A 19,379-nucleotide genomic window follows, 5' to 3' on the forward strand; every position below is an offset into this window, starting at 1 on the left:
TCAGAGTTCTCCGCTGCGTTGGGCCAGCAGGCGGGCGAAGGGGCCCGCCTGAGTGCACAGGTGATCGTAGTGGCCGCGTTCGGCAATCTGGCCGTGCTGCATTACCCAGATTTCATCGCATTGCCGGGTATCTTCCAGCCGGTGCGTAACCAGCAATGTGGTCTGGTGTGTGGCCGCCTCGCCAAGCGCCGCCATGACCCGCTGTTCGCTGTGGGCGTCCAGGCTGGCGGCGGGTTCATCCAGCAACAGTAACCGGCCGGGGGCCAGCAGCGCCCGCGCTACGGCCACCCGCTGGGCCTGCCCGACAGAGAGGCGGGCCGCGTGGTCGCCGATGGGGGTATCGAGGCCGTCAGGCAACAGCGGCAAAAATTCATCCACGTAAGCGCGCGCCAGGGCGGTGTGCAGCGCATCGGGCGTTGCCTCCGGGTTACCCAGCAGGATATTTTGCCGCACGGTGGCTGCCGGGAGGTGCGGGTTTTGCCCGACCCAGGCAATGTGCTGCCGCCAGCTCAGTGGCTCAAGCGTCTCTAAGGCCTGCTGGTTTACCCGCAACGTGCCGCGGTAGGGCAGGAAACCGAGCAGGGCATTCAGCAGGGAGCTTTTCCCGGCCCCGCTCAACCCGACGATCGCGATGCGCTGACCGGCCGCAACCCGGAAAGTCAGCGGCCCGGCCAGCACGTTGCCGTCCGGCGAGAGGATCTCCAGCGCGTCTGCCTCCAGGCTCACCGGTGCATCGGCGCTGAACGGCGTATCGCCTTGCCCCGGTGCCCGCTCATCCGGCTGCCGGGTCAGAAAGGTGACCAGCGTTTCAGCGGCGCCGACTGCCTGCGCCTTGGCATGGTAAAAGGTGCCGAGGTCGCGCAGGGGCTGGAAGAATTCGGGTGCCAGAATCAGCACCAGAAAACCGGCAAACAGCGTGACGCCGGTGCCGTAGCTGCCGAAATGCAGCTCACCGAGATAGGAGAAGCCGAAATAGACCGCGACGACGGCAATCGACACCGAAGCAAAAAACTCCAGCACCGCGGAGGAGAGAAAGGCCAGCCGCAGCACCTCCATGGTACGCGCCCGGAAAGACTCTGACGCCTGGCGGATGGCGTGGCGCTCTGCATGTGCCCGGTGGAACAGGCGCAGGGTGTCCAGGCCGCGCAGGCTGTCGAGGAAATTGCCGCTCAGGCGTGCCAGCGCGGCAAAATTGCGCCGGTTGGCATCAGCGGCCCCCATCCCGACCAGTGCCATAAACAGCGGGATCAACGGGGCGGTCACCAGCAGAATCAGCCCGGCGGCCCAGTTAAGCGGAAAAATCGCAAGCAGGATCATCAGCGGGATAATGCCTGCCAGAAACATCTGCGGCAGGTAGCGAGCATAATACTCCTGCATATCGTCAATCTGTTCCAGGATGAGCGTTGCCCAACTGCCTGCCGGTTTGCCGCTGATCCAGGCCGGGCCAAGCTGCGCCAGCCGGTCGAGCACACGCTGGCGGATCAGCCGGCGCACCTGCACACCACACTGGAAACCCACGCGTTCACGCATCAGCGCCAGCAGGCCGCGCAGCAGGAATGCCACCGCCAGCAGGATGAAGAGTTTCAGCAGGGATTCGCGCGGCAGAGCGTGCACGATAAGCGCATCCAGCAAGGTCGCCATCAGGGCCGCCTGCAACAGCAGCAGCAGGCCGCTGAACACGCCGAGCAGCATAGACACCTGCAGCCAGCGACGCGCAGGCGCACGCTGTTGACGGAGCCACTGGAGTAATTCTTGTTGTCTTGTTTTATTCATCAGGCCATCTGTCCGCACAGAACATGCAAAGGGCTGCATAGCGGTGGCATGCGCATTACCGGCAGCGGCCAATACCGGCCGACGGGAAAGATAAGCGCATGAAAAAATATGGCACGGGTGCCAAATCCCTGATCGTTGAAGGTCTATTTTCACGACCGCGCACATGTTACCGCGTCAGTGGCCGGGCTGAAAATAGAAAGGCGGCCCGGAGGCCGCCTTTTCGCATAATTTTCTGAAAGAAATCAGTCAGTGCGGGTTACTCAGCGCTGCATTGTGCCGCAGCCAGTCCATCGAGGTAGCGCTCGGCGTCCAGGGCGGCCATACAACCGGTACCGGCGGAGGTGATCGCCTGGCGGTAGCTGTGGTCCATCACGTCACCGGCGGCGAAGACGCCGGGGATGCTGGTCTGGGTCGCATTGCCGTGCAGGCCGGACTGAACTTTGATATAGCCGTTTTCCAGTTCCAGCTGGCCGTTGAAAATCGCCGTGTTCGGGCTGTGGCCGATAGCAATAAAGACGCCTGCGACCTCCACTTTCTCGATCTCATCCGTCAGCGCCGTGCGCAGGTGCACGCCGGTCACGCCCATCTGATCGCCGACCACTTCATCCAGGGTGCGGTTGGTGTGCAGCACGATGTTGCCGCTGGCCACTTTTTCGTTCAGGCGGTCAATCAGGATTTTTTCCGCACGGAAAGTGTCACGGCGGTGAATCAGGTGAACCTCAGAGGCGATGTTGGAGAGGTAAAGCGCCTCTTCCACCGCGGTGTTGCCGCCGCCGACCACCGCGACTTTCTGGTTACGGTAGAAGAAGCCGTCACAGGTGGCGCAGGCAGACACGCCGCGGCCTTTGAACGCTTCTTCAGACGGCAGGCCCAGGTAGCGTGCGGAAGCCCCGGTGGCAATGATCAGCGCATCACAGGTATACACGCCGTTGTCGCCGGTGAGGCGGAACGGGCGGGTTTGCAGGTCAACACTGTGGATATGGTCAAACAGGATTTCAGTGTTGAATTTGGCTGCGTGCTCATGCATCCGCTCCATCAGCAGCGGGCCGGTCAGGCCTTCCGGATCACCCGGCCAGTTTTCGACGTCTGTGGTGGTGGTGAGCTGGCCGCCTTTCTCCATACCGGTCACCAGAACCGGATGCAAATTGGCACGCGCCGCATAGACTGCTGCGGTATAACCGGCCGGGCCTGAGCCCAGAATCAACAACTTACTGTGTTTCACTGTATCCATGAATTTTCGTCTCCGCCTGCGGAATAATCTAATGAAAGCGATTGTAGGGAAATTATCTCGCTAACAAAAGAGTGCGCTGATGTTGTTATCAATTTGTTTGATAGTTTTTACCTATTTTTAATTAGTCAGAAACGGAAATGTGTGAAAAAGCAATCGACTGCGTCCCACGCGGTGTGTAAAGGGAAGACAGTGATAAATGCTGTGATATCAAGCGTTGGCGCGGCTCATGCTTTCCGGCCGATGCGCTGCTGTACAGCGGAATCCACTATAAAGTGCCCTGTGGTTATTTTTTAATCTGGCACGTTCTTCTGATTTTGGTTCTTTTACTTTGACAATCGGCTGCGCATTTGCGAAAACATCTCTGCAAGAAGAAATTAAACACACGCAAAGCGTTCTGCCATGCCTCACCGGCAGAATATTCAGCGATTAATTCTTCTGTTAGCCAGATTTCATCACTGAACGGTGCCGGTTGACAGGCAAGCGCCGGGAAGGGTGGAGCGTCGTGTCTGGCGGCAAACACAGGCATTGGGTATTCGCTTGGGACAAACCCTTAACACATGAAGTTGGCAGGGTGTGTAAAGACAGGGAAGGACAGAAGAGAGACAATAATAATGGCAGACAACAAAAAACGACCGGGAAAAGATCTCGACCGCATAGATCGCAACATCCTGAATGAATTACAAAAGGATGGCCGCATCTCCAACGTCGAGCTTTCTAAACGGGTAGGGTTATCCCCTACGCCGTGTTTGGAGCGTGTCCGTCGCCTTGAGCGGCAGAATTTCATTCATGGTTATACCGCATTGCTCAATCCTCATTATCTGGATGCCTCGCTGCTGGTGTTCGTTGAGATCACCCTCAACCGTGGTGCGCCGGATGTTTTTGAGCAATTCAATGCTGCAGTTCAGAAGCTGGAAGATATCCAGGAGTGTCATCTGGTCTCCGGGGATTTCGACTATCTGTTGAAAACCCGTGTGCCGGATATGTCCGCTTACCGCAAACTGTTGGGCGAAACGCTGTTGCGCCTGCCGGGCGTCAATGACACCCGTACGTATGTGGTAATGGAAGAAGTGAAACAGAGTAACCGTCTGGTCATCAAGACCCGGTAAAACCTGCAGGTGCAAAACCTGAATATATTCGCTACACTCCTGTTTATCCATACAGCCCACGCGCCGGGAAGGGTTCCCGGCGCTGTTGCTATTTCAGTTCACAGGAACCTGGAGAGCCTTTCTTGAGCCAGGAATACACAGAAGATAAAGAGTTTGGCCTGAAAAAAGTCAGCGGCAGCCGGCGGTTACTTGAAGCCTTGCTGGTGCTTATTGCGCTTTTCGGGATTTATCTCATGGCAGCGCTGCTCAGTTTTAATCCTTCTGACCCCAGTTGGTCACAGACAGCGTGGCATGAGCCGATTCATAATGTGGGTGGCGGAGTCGGTGCCTGGATGGCTGATACGCTGTTCTTCACCTTTGGTGTGTTTGCCTATGCCATTCCTCCCCTGATGCTGATGATGTGCTGGGCCTCTTACCGCCAGCGCGGCAGCAGTGAATACATCGATTACTTCACCCTTTCCCTGCGGCTTATCGGCGTGCTGGCGCTGGTGCTGACCTCCTGTGGTCTGGCGGCGCTGAACATCGATGATCTCTATTACTTCGCCTCCGGCGGCGTAATCGGCAGCCTGCTGAGCAACGCGCTGACGCCGTGGGTCAACAGCATGGGCGCGACGCTGGCCCTGCTCGGCGTATGGGCGATCGCTTTTACGCTGTTTACCGGCTGGTCCTGGCTGACGATTGCTGAACGCATCGGTGGGGTCGTGCTGGGTGCGGCCACCTTTATGACCAACCGCTCGCGCCATGACGATCCTTATGATGATGAGGACGAGGAAGAGGCGTTGCCGGACGTGCCGGCTGTGCGCCATGACACGGCGGAACCCGTGCCTCAGCTGACCACCGCGGACGACGACGATGTATTGTTCTCCGCACCGTCTGCGGCTACCCTCGCGGCTGCTCCGGCTGCTCCGGCTGCTCCGGCTGCTCCGGCTGCTCCGGCTGCTCCGGCTGCTCCGGCTGCTCCGGCTGAGCACGTGGCACCGGTGGCGCAGGCCCCTGCCGCCGCGCCGGTAAACCCGGTGGATGCAACGCCTGTGGTTGCCGCTGCTGAGGCCGTGCAACCGGCTCCGCCGCGCTACCGCTTTGAACTGCCGGAAGAGGCAGAGGCACCGCCGCAGGTCACGCCCACCCCGACCCACCTTACCGGCGGCCGCCCTGAGCCTTTGGCCGATGAGGATGAAGGCCCGCGCCTTGGCAACTGGCAGGACGCGGAAACGGCCCATTCACCTTTCGATTTCTCAGCGGCTCAGCAGGAGAGTGACGATCTGCCGGCTAACGGCAACGTACTGGGCGGGGCATCACGCCAGGCTGATGCAGACGATGCGTCTGTAGCAGGTGCGACCTTTATGCCTGCGTTCAGCGCGGTGAGTGAAAGCAACCCGCAGGTGAAACAGGGCATTGGCCCGGAATTGCCGCGACCAAACCCGGTACGTATCCCTACCCGGCGTGAACTGGCGTCTTATGGCATTAAACTGCCGTCACAACGCCAGGCAGAACAGGCCGCCCGTGAGGCCTCCGCCGCCTCAGATGATGGCGAGGATGCCGCTCATGAAGAGGCGCTGGGTGCGGCATTTGCTGAGCAACAGCAGCAACGCTATGGTGCCGGTTATCAGGCGGAAGAAACCCCTGCTGTCGCGCAGGCGGACGCCGATGAAGAGGCCGCCCTGAGCCGCGCGTTTGCCGAGCAACAGCAGCAGCGTTACAGCACACCGCATAACACGGTCTCTGACGCCGCGCCGCAACCAGCGGCAGAACCGTTGCATGAAGATGAAGATAGCCTGCGTACCGCCTTCGCTGCGCGGGAACAGGCGCGCTACGGCAGCACACCGCCTGCGGCACCGTCTGGCCCTGCGGCGGGACAGGGCAGCGGCCTGGCTGCCGCGTCTGTGGCGTCAGCTGCGGTGACTGCGGCAGCGGCCAGTATGGCCCGCAACACCAATGCGTTCTCCTTCTCACCGGCGGATGACCTGACGGATAATGCCTCGTCAGAGCCGATGTTTACATTGCCGCCGGAGACGGACGCCGTGACGCCGCCGCCTGCCTACGCGCCGGCTCAACAGCCACCGGCCGCTTACCAGGCGCCGCAGCAGGCACCTGCTTACCATGTAGAGCCTGCAACCCCGGCTTATCGCCCGGAAGCGCCGCAACCTGCCCGTCCGGCAGAACCGGCCGCTTACCGACCTGAACCGGCAACCCCGGCTTACCGCCCGGAAGCGCCGCAACCAGCCCGTCCGGCAGAACCGGCCGCTTACCGACCTGAACCGGCAACCCCGGCTTACCGCCCGGAAGCGCCGCAACCGGCCCGTGCGGCAGAACCGGCCGCTTACCGGCCTGAACCGGCAACCCCGGCTTACCGCCCGGAAGCGCCGCAACCGGCCCGCCCGGCAGAACCGGCCCGCCCGGCAGAACCGGCCGCTTACCGGCCTGAACCGGCAACCCCGGCTTATCGCCCGGAAGCACCGCAACCGGCACGGCAACCCGAGCAGCCGGTTTATCGCGCAGAACCGGAAGAGGCCTATTCGCCGCCGGTTGAGGATACCCCTAAACCGGCAATGGACAGCCTGTTCCACCCGTTCCTGGTGCGTCACGATCAGCCGCTGGAGAAGCCCACTACGCCGCTGCCGACGCTGGATCTGCTGACGGCTGCGCCTACCGAAGTGGCACCGGTCGACATGTTTGCGCTGGAGCAGAAAGCCCGGCTGGTGGAAGCCAGCCTGGCTGACTACCGCGTAAAGGCAGATGTCGTCGATATTCTGCCGGGGCCGGTCATCACCCGCTTTGAGCTGGATCTGGCGCCGGGCGTGAAGGCCGCGCGTATTTCCAACCTGTCACGCGATCTGGCCCGCTCGCTCTCAACGTCTGCAGTGCGTGTGGTCGAAGTGATCCCCGGCAAGCCTTATGTCGGGCTGGAGTTACCGAACACCAAACGGCAAACGGTCTATCTGCGCGAAGTGCTGGACTGCCCGGCCTTCCGTGACAACCCTTCACCGCTTTCTGTGGTGCTCGGTAAAGATATTTCCGGTCAGCCGGTGGTGGCCGATCTGGCGAAAATGCCGCACTTGCTGGTTGCCGGTACGACGGGTTCCGGTAAGTCTGTGGGCGTTAACGCCATGATCCTCAGCATGTTGTATAAAGCGAAGCCGGAAGATGTGCGCTTTATCATGATTGACCCGAAAATGCTTGAGCTGTCGGTCTATGAAGGCATTCCTCATCTGTTAACCGAAGTGGTCACAGACATGAAGAAAGCGGCCAATGCGCTGAACTGGTGCGTAGGCGAGATGGAGCGCCGCTATAAGCTGATGTCCGCGTTAGGGGTACGTAACCTGGCCGGCTATAACGAGCGGGTTGACCAGGCTGAAGCAATGGGCCGCCCGATCCCCGATCCGTTCTGGAAACCCACCGACAGCATGGACATCACACCACCGGTGCTGGAGCGTGAGCCTTACATCGTGGTGATGGTTGACGAGTTTGCTGACCTGATCATGACCGTGGGTAAAAAGGTTGAGGAACTGATCGCCCGGCTGGCGCAAAAAGCGCGTGCCGCCGGTATTCACCTGGTGCTGGCTACCCAGCGGCCATCGGTGGATGTGATCACCGGCCTGATTAAAGCCAACATCCCGACGCGTATCGCCTTTACCGTCTCCAGTAAAATTGACTCGCGTACCATCCTGGATCAGGGCGGCGCAGAGTCTCTGCTGGGCATGGGGGACATGCTCTATATGGCACCTAACTCCTCTATCCCGGTGCGTGTGCATGGCGCCTTCGTGCGCGATCAGGAAGTGCACGCCGTGGTACAGGACTGGAAAGCCCGCGGGCGCCCACGTTATATCGACAGCATCACCAGTGGCGCTGAAGAGGGCGAGGGCGGCGGTGGCCTTGACAGTGATGAGGAGCTGGATCCGCTGTTTGACCAGGCTGTCGCTTTTGTGATTGATAAGCGCCGTGCCTCGATTTCCGGGGTGCAGCGCCAGTTCCGCATCGGGTATAACCGGGCGGCACGTATCATTGAACAGATGGAAGCGCAGGGGATCGTCAGTGAGCCGGGGCACAACGGCAACCGCGATGTGCTGGCACCGCCTCCGCACGAGTAATCTCTCCACTGATAAGGGCCGCATCGCGGCCCTTATGCAAAGAAGCGTAAAAGCAGGCGTTTTGAGATAAATAACCTACCGGCGGCAAACCACAATCCGATACAGTTACACCACTTAGCTAATGAAATCATTAGTGTGTCCCGGTAATCATGGAATGTATGAGGTCATGGTCAGAATGAAAAAATTATTAGCAGCAGGCTGCCTGTTGGCGGCATTTACCTCAGCCTCCGTGTTGGCGGATGCCAGCAGCGATCTGAAAAGCCGCCTGGGCAAAGTAAACAGTTTCCACGCCAGTTTTACCCAGAAAGTCACCGCAGATGATGGATCTGACGTCCAGCAGGGCGAAGGTGAACTGTGGGTAAAACGCCCGAATCTGTTTAACTGGCATATGACATCCCCGGACGAAAGCGTGCTGGTCTCTGACGGCGAAACACTGTGGTTCTATAATCCTTTTGTTGAGCAGGTCACGGCGACCTGGCTGAAGAACGCCACCGGTAACACGCCGTTTATGTTGATCACCCGTAACAGCAGCAGCGACTGGGCGAACTACGATGTGAAACAGCAGGGCGATAATTTTGAGCTGACGCCGAAATCCGCCAACGGCAACCTGAAGCAGTTCGCCATTACCGTGACCAATGACGGCACGATCAAAAGCTTTACCGCTGTAGAGCAGGATGGGCAGCGCAGCGCCTATAACCTGAAAACTCAGCAGAATGGCGCTGTTGATGCCGGGAAATTCAAATTTACCCCGCCGAAGGGGGTGACGCTGGACGACCAGCGCCAGTGAGGTGCGCGTGAGTAATTTGTCACTCGATTTTTCACAGAACGAGTTCCAACCCCTGGCTGCACGGATGCGGCCTGAAACGCTGGCCGAGTATATCGGCCAGCAGCATTTATTGGCCCCCGGCAAACCGTTGCCGCGTGCCATTGAAGCCGGTCACCTGCACTCTATGATCCTGTGGGGGCCGCCCGGTACCGGCAAAACCACACTGGCTGAGCTGATTGGCCGTTATGGGCAGGCTGATGTCGAGCGCATTTCTGCGGTGACGTCCGGCATTAAAGAGATTCGTGAAGCCATTGAGCGGGCGCGGCAAAACCGCAATGCCGGGCGGCGCACTATTTTGTTCGTGGATGAGGTGCATCGTTTCAATAAAAGCCAGCAGGATGCGTTCCTGCCGCATATCGAAGACGGCACTATTACCTTTATTGGCGCGACCACGGAAAACCCCTCGTTTGAACTCAACTCCGCATTGTTGTCCCGCGCGCGGGTGTATCTGCTGAAAGCGCTGACGCCTGACGACATTGAAAAAGTGATCGATCAGGCCATGAATGACAACAAACGCGGGCTGGGCGGGCGGCAGATTGTGGTACCGGATGAGACACGCCGTATGCTGGCTGAACTGGTGAACGGCGATGCCAGGCGGGCGTTGAACAGCCTGGAAATGATGGCAGATATGGCGGAGGCGGATAAGAAAGGGGTACGTACCCTGACTCCGGCGCTGCTGAAAGAGGTCTCCGGTGAGCGCAGCGCCCGCTTTGATAACAAAGGCGATCGCTATTATGACCTGATCTCCGCCTTGCATAAGTCCGTACGCGGCTCCGCACCCGATGCCGCCCTGTACTGGTATGCGCGGATTATTACGGCCGGCGGGGATCCGCTGTATGTCGCGCGCCGGTTATTGGCTATTGCGTCCGAAGATGTCGGCAATGCTGACCCGCGCGCCATGCAGGTTGCCATCGCCGCCTGGGACTGTTTTACCCGTGTCGGCCCGGCTGAAGGCGAACGGGCGATTGCGCAGGCCATTGTTTATCTGGCGTGCGCGCCGAAAAGTAATGCTGTGTATACCGCATTTAAAGCCGCAATGCGTGATGCGCGTGAACAGAACGATTTTGACGTGCCGGAGCATCTGCGTAACGCACCGACCAGGCTGATGAAAGAGATGGGGCTTGGGGCAGAGTACCGATACGCGCATGATGAACCCAACGCCTACGCGGCCGGTGAGAACTATTTCCCGCCTGAAATGGCGGCCACCCAGTACTATTTCCCGACCAGCCGTGGGCTGGAAGGTAAAATTGGTGAAAAGCTGGCATGGTTGTCTGAACAGGATCAAAATAGCCCGATAAAACGCTACCGCTGATGGGTGGCTTGCGGTAAGGTTATCTCATTATTACCGTCAGGATACCGCGATTATTCGCGGTATCTTTCGTTACATATCATTCAATAACTACAAGCACAGGATTAGCATGCTCGATCCCAATTTACTGCGTACTGAGCTGGACGCGGTCGCTGAAAAACTGGCTCGCAGGGGCTTCACTCTCGACGTGGAAAAATTACGTGCGCTGGAAGAACGCCGTAAAGTGTTGCAGGTCGAAACCGAAAATCTTCAGGCTGAGCGTAATGCACGATCGAAATCGATCGGTGCTGCCAAAGGCCGTGGCGAAGATATCGAACCTCTGCGCCAGGAAGTAAACGTACTGGGTGAGAAACTGGATAGCGCGAAAGTGCAGCTGGATGCCCTGCAGAGTGAAATTCGTGACATTGCCCTGGCGATCCCTAACCTGCCGGATGATGCAGTGCCTAACGGCAAAGATGACAGCGAAAATCAGGAAATCAGCCGCTGGGGTGAACCACGCCAGTATGATTTCCCGGTACGTGACCATGTTGAGCTGGGTGAAATGGCCGGCGGGCTGGACTTTGCCGCAGCCGTTAAGCTGACGGGTTCCCGCTTTGTGGTCATGAAAGGGGAGATTGCCCGCCTGCACCGCGCGCTGGCACAGTTCATGATCGATCTGCACACTGAGCAGCACGGTTATCAGGAAGCGTATGTGCCTTATCTGGTCAACCATGACACCCTGTACGGTACCGGCCAGTTGCCGAAATTCGGTGAAGATCTGTTCCATACCAAACCGTTGGAAGAAGAGTCCACCAGCAGCAACTATGCGCTGATCCCAACGGCAGAAGTCCCGCTGACCAACCTGGTGCGTGATGAGATCCTGGAAGAAGAGTCGCTGCCGCTGAAACTTACGGCGCATACTCCGTGCTTCCGTTCTGAAGCGGGCTCATACGGGCGTGATACCCGTGGCCTGATCCGTATGCACCAGTTCGATAAAGTCGAAATGGTACAGATCGTACGTCCGGAAGAGTCGATGCAGGCGCTGGAAGAGTTGACCGGCCACGCAGAGAAGGTGTTGCAGCTGCTGAACCTGCCTTACCGCAAAGTGCTGCTCTGCACCGGTGACATGGGCTTTGGTTCGACGAAAACCTACGATCTGGAAGTGTGGTTGCCGGCGCAGAATACCTACCGTGAAATCTCTTCCTGTTCCAATATGGGGGATTTCCAGGCACGCCGTATGCAAGCCCGTTGCCGCAGCAAAACCGAGAAGAAACCGCGCCTAGTGCATACCCTGAACGGTTCCGGTCTGGCCGTTGGCCGTACGCTGGTGGCCGTGCTGGAAAACTATCAGCAGGCAGATGGCCGCATTGAGATCCCAGAAGCGCTGCGTCCTTATATGCGCGGCGCGACCCACATCGGCTGATGCCAACGTTTGACTGAAAAGCGCCTGCGGGCGCTTTTTTTATGCCTTTTTTCAGTGCTGCCTTCCTTTCTTTCATTTCTTCGCGCCACTTCCCATTTTTGATCACTGCCTGATTGGCAGAGCCCGGCATTGGCATTTACTTGATACGAAACAAAGTGCTTACCCGATAAGAGGCGTATTTTCCGGCCAGTCATGCGGCAGAGGGGGAACAGGATGACGGCCCCTTTTATTAAAAACACGACAGGTTGCCGCGCAGGGTGTCCGTAACGACACATTTGTGAGCCAAGAAAAGGGAATGACATGAGCGATTCTGAAATAACCCCCTTACTGGAAACCCCCCTCAGCCGCCGCGTTTTGATGAAAGGCGGTGCTGGTGCGCTGGCATGGGCAGCCGGCGGCATAACATTGCCCTTCGCGCAGGGTCGCGCGGAAACCGTGCCGGAAAAGGCAATTCAGAGGCAGGAAAAGGTCGTCTGGAGTGCCTGTACGGTTAATTGCGGCAGCCGCTGCCCGTTACGCATGCACGTCGTTAACGATGAAATTCTTTATGTAGAAACCGATAACACCGGCGACGATGACTATGAAGGGCTGCATCAGGTGCGTGCCTGCCTGCGCGGGCGTTCAATGCGGCGGCGGATCGCGCATCCCGATCGTCTGAAGTACCCGATGAAGCGGGTAGGCAAGCGTGGCGAAGGGAAGTTTAAACGCATCAGTTGGGACGAAGCCTTAGATACGCTGGCCGGCACGCTGAAACACATTATCCGGGATTATGGCAATGAAGCTATTTATCTGAATTACGGTACCGGGACGCTGGGCGGCACCATGACCCGCTCCTGGCCGCCGGGAAAAACCCTGATTGCCCGGCTGATGAACTGTTGCGGCGGCTATCTTAACCACTATGGTGACTACAGCTCGGCCCAGATTGCTGCCGGCCTGAATTACACCTACGGCGGCTGGGCAGACGGCAACAGCCCGTCTGATATTGAAAACAGCAAGCTGGTGGTACTGTTCGGCAACAACCCAGGTGAAACGCGGATGAGCGGCGGTGGGGTGACTTATTATCTGGAACAGGCACGCCAGAAATCCAACGCCCGCCTGATTATCATTGACCCGCGCTATACCGATACCGGCGCAGGCAGGGAAGATGAATGGGTCCCTTTGCGCCCCGGCACGGACGCCGCCCTGGCCGCGGCATTAGCCTATATAATGATCACCGAAAACCTGGTGGATCAGGCGTTTCTTGATACCTACTGTGTGGGTTACGACGAGAAAACCTTGCCCCCCGGCATTCCGGCGCAGGCCAGTTATAAAGCCTACATCCTGGGCCAGGGTAAAGATGCCACCGCGAAGACCCCTGCCTGGGCGGCGGCCATTACCGGCGTCCATGAAGCGAAAATTATCCAGCTGGCGCGGGAAATCGGCCAGGCCAAACCCGCTTTTATCTCCCAGGGATGGGGGCCGCAACGCCATGCCAACGGTGAAACAACTACCCGGGCCATCGCGATGCTGGCGATCCTGACCGGCAATGTCGGTATTTCAGGCGGGAATTCAGGTGCCCGCGAAGGGGCATACGCCATGCCTTTCGTGCGGATGCCGACACTGGAAAACCCGGTGAAGGCCAGCATTTCCATGTTTATGTGGACGGACGCTATCCTTCGTGGCCCGGAAATGACTGCACTGCGTGATGGGGTACGCGGCAAAGATAAGTTAGATGTGCCCATTAAATTTATCTGGAATTATGCCGGTAACTGCCTGATCAATCAGCATTCCGATATTAACCGGACGCAGGAAATCCTTCAGGATGATTCACTGTGTGAGATGATTGTGGTGATTGACAACCACATGACCGCCTCGGCGAGCTACGCCGATCTTCTCTTGCCCGATTGCACCGCCGCTGAACAGATGGATTTCTGCCTGGATGCCTCCTGCGGCAACATGGACTACGTAATTTTTGCCGATCAAGTCATCACACCACGCTTTGAGTGCAAAACCCTTTATGAGATGACCAGCGCGCTGGCAAAACGGCTGGGCGTCGAAGCGCAGTTTACCGAAGGCCGCACTCAGGAGCAGTGGCTGCGTTACCTCTACCAGCAATCCCGGAAGGCTATTCCAGAGCTGCCTGATTTTGACCAGTTTCGCCGCCAGGGACTATTTAAACAGCGCGATCCCCAGGGCCATCACATTGCCTATCGGGCATTCCGGCAGGATCCGATTGCCAATCCGTTGGCTACCCCGTCCGGCAAAATTGAAATCTATTCCGCGCAACTGGCGGAGATCGCTGCGATCTGGCAACTGCCTGAGGGTGATGTCATTGATCCTTTACCGATCTACGCTGCCGGGTTTGAAAGTCATGATGATCCGCTCAACCATCGCTTCCCTCTGCAACTGACGGGCTTTCACTATAAAGCCCGTACTCACTCTACCTACGGCAACGTAGAGGTATTGAAAGCGGCTTGCCGCCAGGAGATGTGGATCAACCCGCATGATGCCGCGCCACGGCAAATCGCCAATGGTGATCTGATCCGTATTTTCAACGATCGCGGTGAAGTGCGGATTACTGCCAGGGTGACGCCGCGCATTTTACCGGGCGTGGTGGCCCTGGGTGAAGGAGCCTGGTATGCGCCTGATGCGCAGCGTATCGATCACGCCGGCTCGATTAACGTGCTGACCTCCCAACGGCCTTCTCCGCTGGCGAAAGGGAACCCTTCCCACAGCAATCTGGTGCAGGTCGAAAAAGTAGAGGGTTAAGGAGCAAATCATGACAACCCAATATGGCTTTTATATGGATTCCAGCCGCTGTACCGGTTGTAAGACCTGTGAGCTGGCGTGTAAGGATTTTAAAAATCTGACGCCCGATGTCAGTTTCCGCCGCGTCTATGAATATGCGGGCGGCAGTTGGCAAAAAATGGGGGCAGGGTGGCAGCAGAATGTGTTCGCTTACTATCTTTCGCTCTCCTGCAATCACTGCGCTGACCCGGCCTGCACTAAAGTCTGCCCCAGCGGGGCGATGCATAAACGGGATGATGGCTTTGTGGTGGTGAATGAAGAGGTCTGCATCGGCTGCCGTTATTGCCACATGGCGTGCCCTTATGGCGCGCCGCAATATAATGCGGCCAAAGGGCATATGACCAAATGCGACGGGTGCTACGCCCGTGTCGCGGAGGGTAAAAAGCCTATTTGCGTGGAATCTTGCCCGTTACGTGCGTTGGACATGGCACCGATAGAAGAACTGCGCGCGAAATATGGCGATCTGGCGGGCGTTGCTCCCTTGCCTGCCGCGCACTTTACCCGGCCGAATATCGTGATTAAGCCCAATGCCAACAGCCGGCCGGTAGGAGACACCACCGGTCATCTGGCTAATCCAAAGGAGGTGTGAAATGGGAACGGGATGGCATGAATGGCCGCTGATCATTTTTACGGTATTAGGGCAGTGTGTGGTGGGCGCGTTTATCGCGATGGCGTGGGTGCTGGCGGAGGGAAAACAGGATAGCCGGGTAATACACACTGTCCGGATGCGGATGTTTTTCCTGTGGGTGGTGATGGGCGTGGCTTTTGTGGCGTCAGTCATGCACCTCGGTTCCCCGTTGCGGGCATTTAATGCGCTTAACCGCCTCGGTGCCTCGCCCCTCAGCAATGAGATCGCGTGCGGCTCACTGTTTTTTGCGCTGGGCGGCTTGTACTGGTTGTTGGCGGTATGCAAGACATTGCCGACAGCGCTCAGCAACCTCTGGCTGTTGGTAACCAGCCTGGCAGGCATAGGTTTTGTCTATGCTATGGGGCGTGTTTATCACATCACGACCGTGCCGACCTGGGATCCCATGTACACCTCACTGAGTTTTGCCCTGACGGCCCTGATCGGCGGCCCACTGCTGGGCGGCTTGCTCCTGCGCTCGGCGGGCGTAGCGGCCCGCGGCAGTGTGCGGTGGTTGCCGTTAGTCAGCTTGCTGGCGTTGGTCATCAGCGCGGTGGTCTGGTTCAGCCAGGTGGCGGCGGTAAACACTCTCCATAGCTCAGTTCAGTCGGCGTCTTCTTTGGTGCCGGCACTGGGCGCACTGCTGGGCTGGCGGCTGGCGTTAATCGCTATTGGGCTGGGCTGTTGGATTGTGCCGCAGGTCACCCAAAAAGCGCCCGGCATTTTCATTCTGGCAAGCGGTCTGGCGCTGGTGGTAGCCGGTGAGCTGCTTGGGCGCGGGATCTTCTATGGCCTGCATATGACCGTCGGCCTGACCTACGGCGGTTAGCGCCTTCCTATCACCGGCTTATCACCTGTATAAGCCGGTTTTTTACTTCAAAGGTTATTATCATGTTGCAAAACCTTGCCCTGACCGGCCGCCTGTGTGGTGCGCTGCTCTATCATCCGCCAGGCGCACCCGAATTTGAGACAGTGAAGCCGCTTTTTATGTCAGCAGCGTGGGTCAGGGCCTGGCCTTATGGCACCGATGACGAACTCTCTTTGCTTGCTGAACGGTTTGCCCAGCACGCCCATGAGCCGCTAAATGATGCCTACCAGCGCCTGTTTATTGGGCCTGATGCGCTTGCAGCGCCCCCGTGGGGGTCGGTTTATCTTGATCGGGACGGCGTGGTATTTGGTGACTCTACTCTGGCACTGCGCCACTGGCTGGCCGCCCGGGGCATTACGTCCTATCATCCGCCGCAGGAACCGGAAGATCATATCGGCTTATTGTTGTTGATGGCCGCCTGGCTGGCGGAGGAGCGCCCGGCAGATGTGGATGCGTTTCTTGCCGGACACCTGTTACCCTGGGCACCGCGTTATCTCACGCTGTTGGAACCTGCCGCCGGACATCCTTTTTATCAGGCCGCCGCATCCTTGACCCGCCTCACGCTCGCCGGCTGGCACAAGGCACGGGAAATCGAGGTGCCCGCAAAAACGCTGTATCGCTGATGAGTACTGACAATACACCAAAGGCGACACTCTCCCGCCGGATCAGCCGTCGCGGCTTATTGCGGAGCCTGCGTAATGCAGCCCGGCCCACTCAGCCTGCGACAGCAAGTCGGGTGGCTGTCAGGCCGCCCCAGGCCGTGCCGGAAACGGTGTTTCTGGCACGCTGTAATGGGTGCGGAGCGTGCGCGGCCGCGTGCCCGGTAGGCATAATCTGCCTGATTCAGGGAAAGGCAGAATTGGTTGTCGATACTGCGGCATGTGATGGTTGCCTGGTGTGTACGCAGCATTGTCGTGCCGGCGCACTTTCCGCTGACGTCAGAATGGCCATTAATCTGCGCCCGGTTATCACTGCCGGGTGTTTAAGCCCTCTGGCTGTCATATGCCGGGTATGTGCAAATGCCTGTTCTGTGTCGGCAATATTTTTTAATCAAGAAAAAGTGCCATCGATTATTGCTGCACAATGTTGGGGATGCGGCGCCTGTAAACTTGCTTGTTATCATGGGCATATTGAATTAATTCCCGTGGCGCGCGGCATTCACCCGGCAAGCATTGATAAATGATTTCAATCAACGAGTAACACTTTGTGCTGCCGGGGTTTTTTACCGCATTGACTTTTTAACGGCGGGTGGCATGATGCGCGCACTCTTCGCCTCCTGATTATCATCCACACTATGTCTGCCTACTCTCGCCCGGTGCTGTTATTGCTCTGTGGGCTTTTATTGCTGACCGTTTCTGTTGCGGTTTTGAACACATTGGTGCCGTTATGGCTGACCCACGAAGCATTGCCGACCTGGCAAATCGGGCTTGTCAGCTCTGCTTATTTTTGCGGTAACCTTGTCGGGACATTGATTGCCGGCGCGGTGATTAAACGCTATGGCTTTAATCGCAGCTACTATTTTTCCTGCCTGGTGTTCGCCCTGGCGACGGCCGGAATGGCCTATTCCATCAACTTCTGGGCCTGGCTGGGCTGCCGCTACATTGCTGGGATAGGGTGTGCGCTGATTTGGGTGGTGGTGGAGAGTGCATTGCTGCGCAGCGGCACGGTGCAGAACCGCGGCCAATTACTGGCGGCGTATATGATGACCTATTACCTGGCGACCGTAAGCGGGCAACTCCTGTTAGGTGTGATGCCTACCGGGCTGCTGAATGTGCTGCCCTGGGTGACGGCGCTGGTGCTTTTCGCCATGCTGCCGCTGTTCTTTGCCGCTTTCGGCTATCAGGATGTTACCCAGCCCCATACGTCGGTATGGCCGATGCTGAAACGCCGTGATGCCCGGTTAGGCATTAACGGCTGCATTATTTCCGGGATTGTGTTGGGCTCCCTGTATGGGCTGATGCCGCTGTACCTGTCCCATCAGGGAATGAGCGACGGCAATGTCGGCTACTGGATGGCGTTACTGGTCAGTGCCGGGATTATCGGGCAGTGGCCGGTAGGGCGGCTGGCCGATCGTTACGGACGTTTGCTGGTGCTGCGCATTCAGGTGTTTGTGATCGTGCTGGGCAGTGTGGCGATGTTAAGCGGCTATGCGATGGCACCTACGCTGTTCATTCTTGGCTGTGCAGGTTTCACTTTATACCCGGTTGCGATGGCCTGGGCATGTGAACGTGTCCCGGCGCATGAGCTGGTGGCAATGAATCAGGCGTTGTTAATGAGTTATACCATTGGCAGCCTGACCGGCCCCACCATGACCGCGATATTAATGCAGCATTATTCGGATCAATTGCTGTTTGTCATGATTGCGGCGGTGGCATTGGTTTATATGGTGATGCTTTTCAAGAAAGCCGGCGCTTCCTCAACGCCAATTGCAACGGCCTGACAGAGCGGCGCGGAGAATTATCTCCGCGCCTTATTTTTAAGACAGACCTTTTTAATACATTACCTTGTGGCCATAGCCTTCAAGGATATGTTTAACCCGATCCATGATTTCTTTGCTGGGTGGTTTCACGCCATCAAGCTTGTACTCTTCACCCATGGCCACCCATTTGTGCTTGCCCAGTTCGTGATAGGGCAGCAATTCAATTTTCTCAATGTTAGTCATGTCTTTGGTAAATTCACCCAGCATATGCGCTGAGTTATCATCATCTGACCATCCTGGCACCACAACATAGCGGATCCAGGTACGCTGATTGCGTTTAGCCAGATAACGGGCAAAATCCAGCGTGCGGTGGTTAGACACCCCGACCAGATTCTGGTGGATACTGTCATTGAGTTGTTTGAGGTCGAGCATGACCAAATCCGTTACATCTAGCAGTTCGTCGATCACCGGATCATAACGGCGCACAAAACCATTGGTATCAAGGCAGGTATTGATGCCCTCTTTATGGCAGGCGCGGAACCAGTCACGCACGAACTCCGCCTGCAAAATGGCTTCGCCGCCGGAGGCCGTCACGCCGCCCCCTGAGGCATTCATAAAGTGCCGGTAAGTCACTGCCTCGTTGACCAGTTCCTCTACCGTGACTTCTTTACCGCCGTGGGTGTCCCAGGTGTCGCGGTTGTGGCAATAGAGGCAACGCATCAGACAACCCTGGAAAAAGACGATAAACCGGATGCCTGGGCCATCAACAGTGCCACAGGATTCAAAAGAGTGGATACGACCTTTTACTGACATTGCGGGCTCTCCAATAGTGACTGTTCATCAGCAGTCTTATTTAAATAAACGGCGGGAAGTACAGCGATGTACCTGGCATGGTATGAATGCCGGCCCGGCGTTGAATAACGGTTTTGCCTGCCACCTTCAGTA

The 19,379-nt window shown here is 57.6% G+C and carries 13 protein-coding genes and 3 pseudogenes; 13 read left to right on the forward strand and 3 right to left on the reverse strand.

Features of this window, described 5'->3' with window-relative positions:
* Entirely contained in the window at positions 1 to 1,773 is a 1,773-nt protein-coding gene (gene cydD / locus JK232_RS12660) for a heme ABC transporter permease/ATP-binding protein CydD (protein WP_072925848.1), read from the reverse strand.
* A gap of 256 nt (positions 1,774 to 2,029) precedes the next feature.
* Positions 2,030 to 3,004, reverse strand: coding sequence for a thioredoxin-disulfide reductase (gene trxB, locus JK232_RS12665; protein WP_072925844.1), 975 nt, complete (start codon positions 3,002 to 3,004; stop codon positions 2,030 to 2,032).
* A 611-nt stretch (positions 3,005 to 3,615) separates the two neighbouring features.
* Between trxB and lrp the strand changes: the two genes are divergently transcribed.
* The 13 genes and pseudogenes from lrp to JK232_RS12720 all read left to right on the forward strand — a co-directional run bounded on the left by lrp (position 3,616) and on the right by JK232_RS12720 (position 18,455).
* A complete protein-coding gene (lrp, locus tag JK232_RS12670; RefSeq protein ID WP_072925842.1) occupies positions 3,616 to 4,110 on the forward strand; it encodes a leucine-responsive transcriptional regulator Lrp in 495 nt (164 codons plus the stop codon).
* Between the two features lie 122 nt (positions 4,111 to 4,232).
* Positions 4,233 to 4,793: pseudogene (locus tag JK232_RS23070) on the forward strand (DNA translocase FtsK 4TM domain-containing protein); the annotation flags it as partial.
* 1,461 nt (positions 4,794 to 6,254) lie between these two features.
* A pseudogene (locus tag JK232_RS23075) lies at positions 6,255 to 8,198 on the forward strand (DNA translocase FtsK); the annotation flags it as partial.
* Between the two features lie 175 nt (positions 8,199 to 8,373).
* Positions 8,374 to 8,985, forward strand: a complete 612-nt coding sequence (lolA, locus tag JK232_RS12680; RefSeq protein ID WP_072926853.1) for an outer membrane lipoprotein periplasmic chaperone LolA — start codon at positions 8,374 to 8,376, stop codon at positions 8,983 to 8,985.
* A 7-nt stretch (positions 8,986 to 8,992) separates the two neighbouring features.
* Complete coding sequence (locus tag JK232_RS12685; RefSeq protein WP_212589283.1) at positions 8,993 to 10,336, forward strand: replication-associated recombination protein A; 1,344 nt, start codon at positions 8,993 to 8,995, stop codon at positions 10,334 to 10,336.
* A 106-nt stretch (positions 10,337 to 10,442) separates the two neighbouring features.
* A complete protein-coding gene (gene serS, locus JK232_RS12690; RefSeq protein ID WP_072925839.1) occupies positions 10,443 to 11,735 on the forward strand; it encodes a serine--tRNA ligase in 1,293 nt (430 codons plus the stop codon).
* Between the two features lie 300 nt (positions 11,736 to 12,035).
* A complete protein-coding gene (gene dmsA, locus JK232_RS12695) occupies positions 12,036 to 14,483 on the forward strand; it encodes a dimethylsulfoxide reductase subunit A (protein ID WP_212589284.1) in 2,448 nt (815 codons plus the stop codon).
* A 10-nt stretch (positions 14,484 to 14,493) separates the two neighbouring features.
* Positions 14,494 to 15,111, forward strand: a complete 618-nt coding sequence (locus JK232_RS12700; protein WP_072925834.1) for a DMSO/selenate family reductase complex B subunit — start codon at positions 14,494 to 14,496, stop codon at positions 15,109 to 15,111.
* 1 nt (position 15,112) lies between these two features.
* The gene (locus tag JK232_RS12705; protein WP_212589285.1) at positions 15,113 to 15,976 is read left to right on the forward strand and encodes a DmsC/YnfH family molybdoenzyme membrane anchor subunit; all 864 of its coding nucleotides are present in this window, start codon (positions 15,113 to 15,115) and stop codon (positions 15,974 to 15,976) included.
* Between the two features lie 62 nt (positions 15,977 to 16,038).
* A complete protein-coding gene (gene dmsD / locus JK232_RS12710; protein WP_101857451.1) occupies positions 16,039 to 16,638 on the forward strand; it encodes a Tat proofreading chaperone DmsD in 600 nt (199 codons plus the stop codon).
* Positions 16,638 to 16,850 (forward strand): annotated as a pseudogene (locus tag JK232_RS23015) (4Fe-4S binding protein); the annotation flags it as partial. The gene dmsD and the pseudogene JK232_RS23015, both read left to right, overlap by 1 nt.
* A gap of 24 nt (positions 16,851 to 16,874) precedes the next feature.
* Positions 16,875 to 17,198: a 4Fe-4S dicluster domain-containing protein gene (locus tag JK232_RS23020; RefSeq protein ID WP_338086316.1), complete on the forward strand. Its 324-nt coding sequence runs from the start codon at positions 16,875 to 16,877 to the stop codon at positions 17,196 to 17,198.
* Positions 17,199 to 17,309: 111 nt separating this feature from the next.
* Entirely contained in the window at positions 17,310 to 18,455 is a 1,146-nt protein-coding gene (locus tag JK232_RS12720; RefSeq protein ID WP_101827919.1) for an MFS transporter, read from the forward strand.
* Between the two features lie 51 nt (positions 18,456 to 18,506).
* Here the strand turns inward: JK232_RS12720 and pflA are convergent, their stop codons facing one another.
* Positions 18,507 to 19,247, reverse strand: a complete 741-nt coding sequence (gene pflA / locus JK232_RS12725) for a pyruvate formate lyase 1-activating protein (RefSeq protein WP_072925820.1) — start codon at positions 19,245 to 19,247, stop codon at positions 18,507 to 18,509.
* Between the last annotated feature and the right edge of the window lie 132 nt (positions 19,248 to 19,379).

The sequence above is a fragment of the Nissabacter archeti genome, from assembly GCF_018257325.1.
GTDB lineage: Bacteria > Pseudomonadota > Gammaproteobacteria > Enterobacterales > Enterobacteriaceae > Chimaeribacter > Chimaeribacter arupi.

Bases quoted from the DNA above. Each gene is read 5' to 3' on its own strand.
- trxB (WP_072925844.1), bottom strand. From the start codon at position 3,004: ATGGATACAGTGAAACACAGTAAGTTGTTGATTCTGGGCTCAGGCCCG.
- JK232_RS12720 (WP_101827919.1), top strand. From the start codon at position 17,310: ATGTCTGCCTACTCTCGCCCGGTGCTGTTATTGCTCTGTGGGCTTTTA.
- cydD (WP_072925848.1), bottom strand. From the start codon at position 1,773: ATGAATAAAACAAGACAACAAGAATTACTCCAGTGGCTCCGTCAACAG.
- lrp (WP_072925842.1), top strand. From the start codon at position 3,616: ATGGCAGACAACAAAAAACGACCGGGAAAAGATCTCGACCGCATAGAT.
- JK232_RS12705 (WP_212589285.1), top strand. From the start codon at position 15,113: ATGGGAACGGGATGGCATGAATGGCCGCTGATCATTTTTACGGTATTA.
- serS (WP_072925839.1), top strand. From the start codon at position 10,443: ATGCTCGATCCCAATTTACTGCGTACTGAGCTGGACGCGGTCGCTGAA.
- dmsA (WP_212589284.1), top strand. From the start codon at position 12,036: ATGAGCGATTCTGAAATAACCCCCTTACTGGAAACCCCCCTCAGCCGC.
- pflA (WP_072925820.1), bottom strand. From the start codon at position 19,247: ATGTCAGTAAAAGGTCGTATCCACTCTTTTGAATCCTGTGGCACTGTT.
- JK232_RS12700 (WP_072925834.1), top strand. From the start codon at position 14,494: ATGACAACCCAATATGGCTTTTATATGGATTCCAGCCGCTGTACCGGT.
- dmsD (WP_101857451.1), top strand. From the start codon at position 16,039: ATGTTGCAAAACCTTGCCCTGACCGGCCGCCTGTGTGGTGCGCTGCTC.
- lolA (WP_072926853.1), top strand. From the start codon at position 8,374: ATGAAAAAATTATTAGCAGCAGGCTGCCTGTTGGCGGCATTTACCTCA.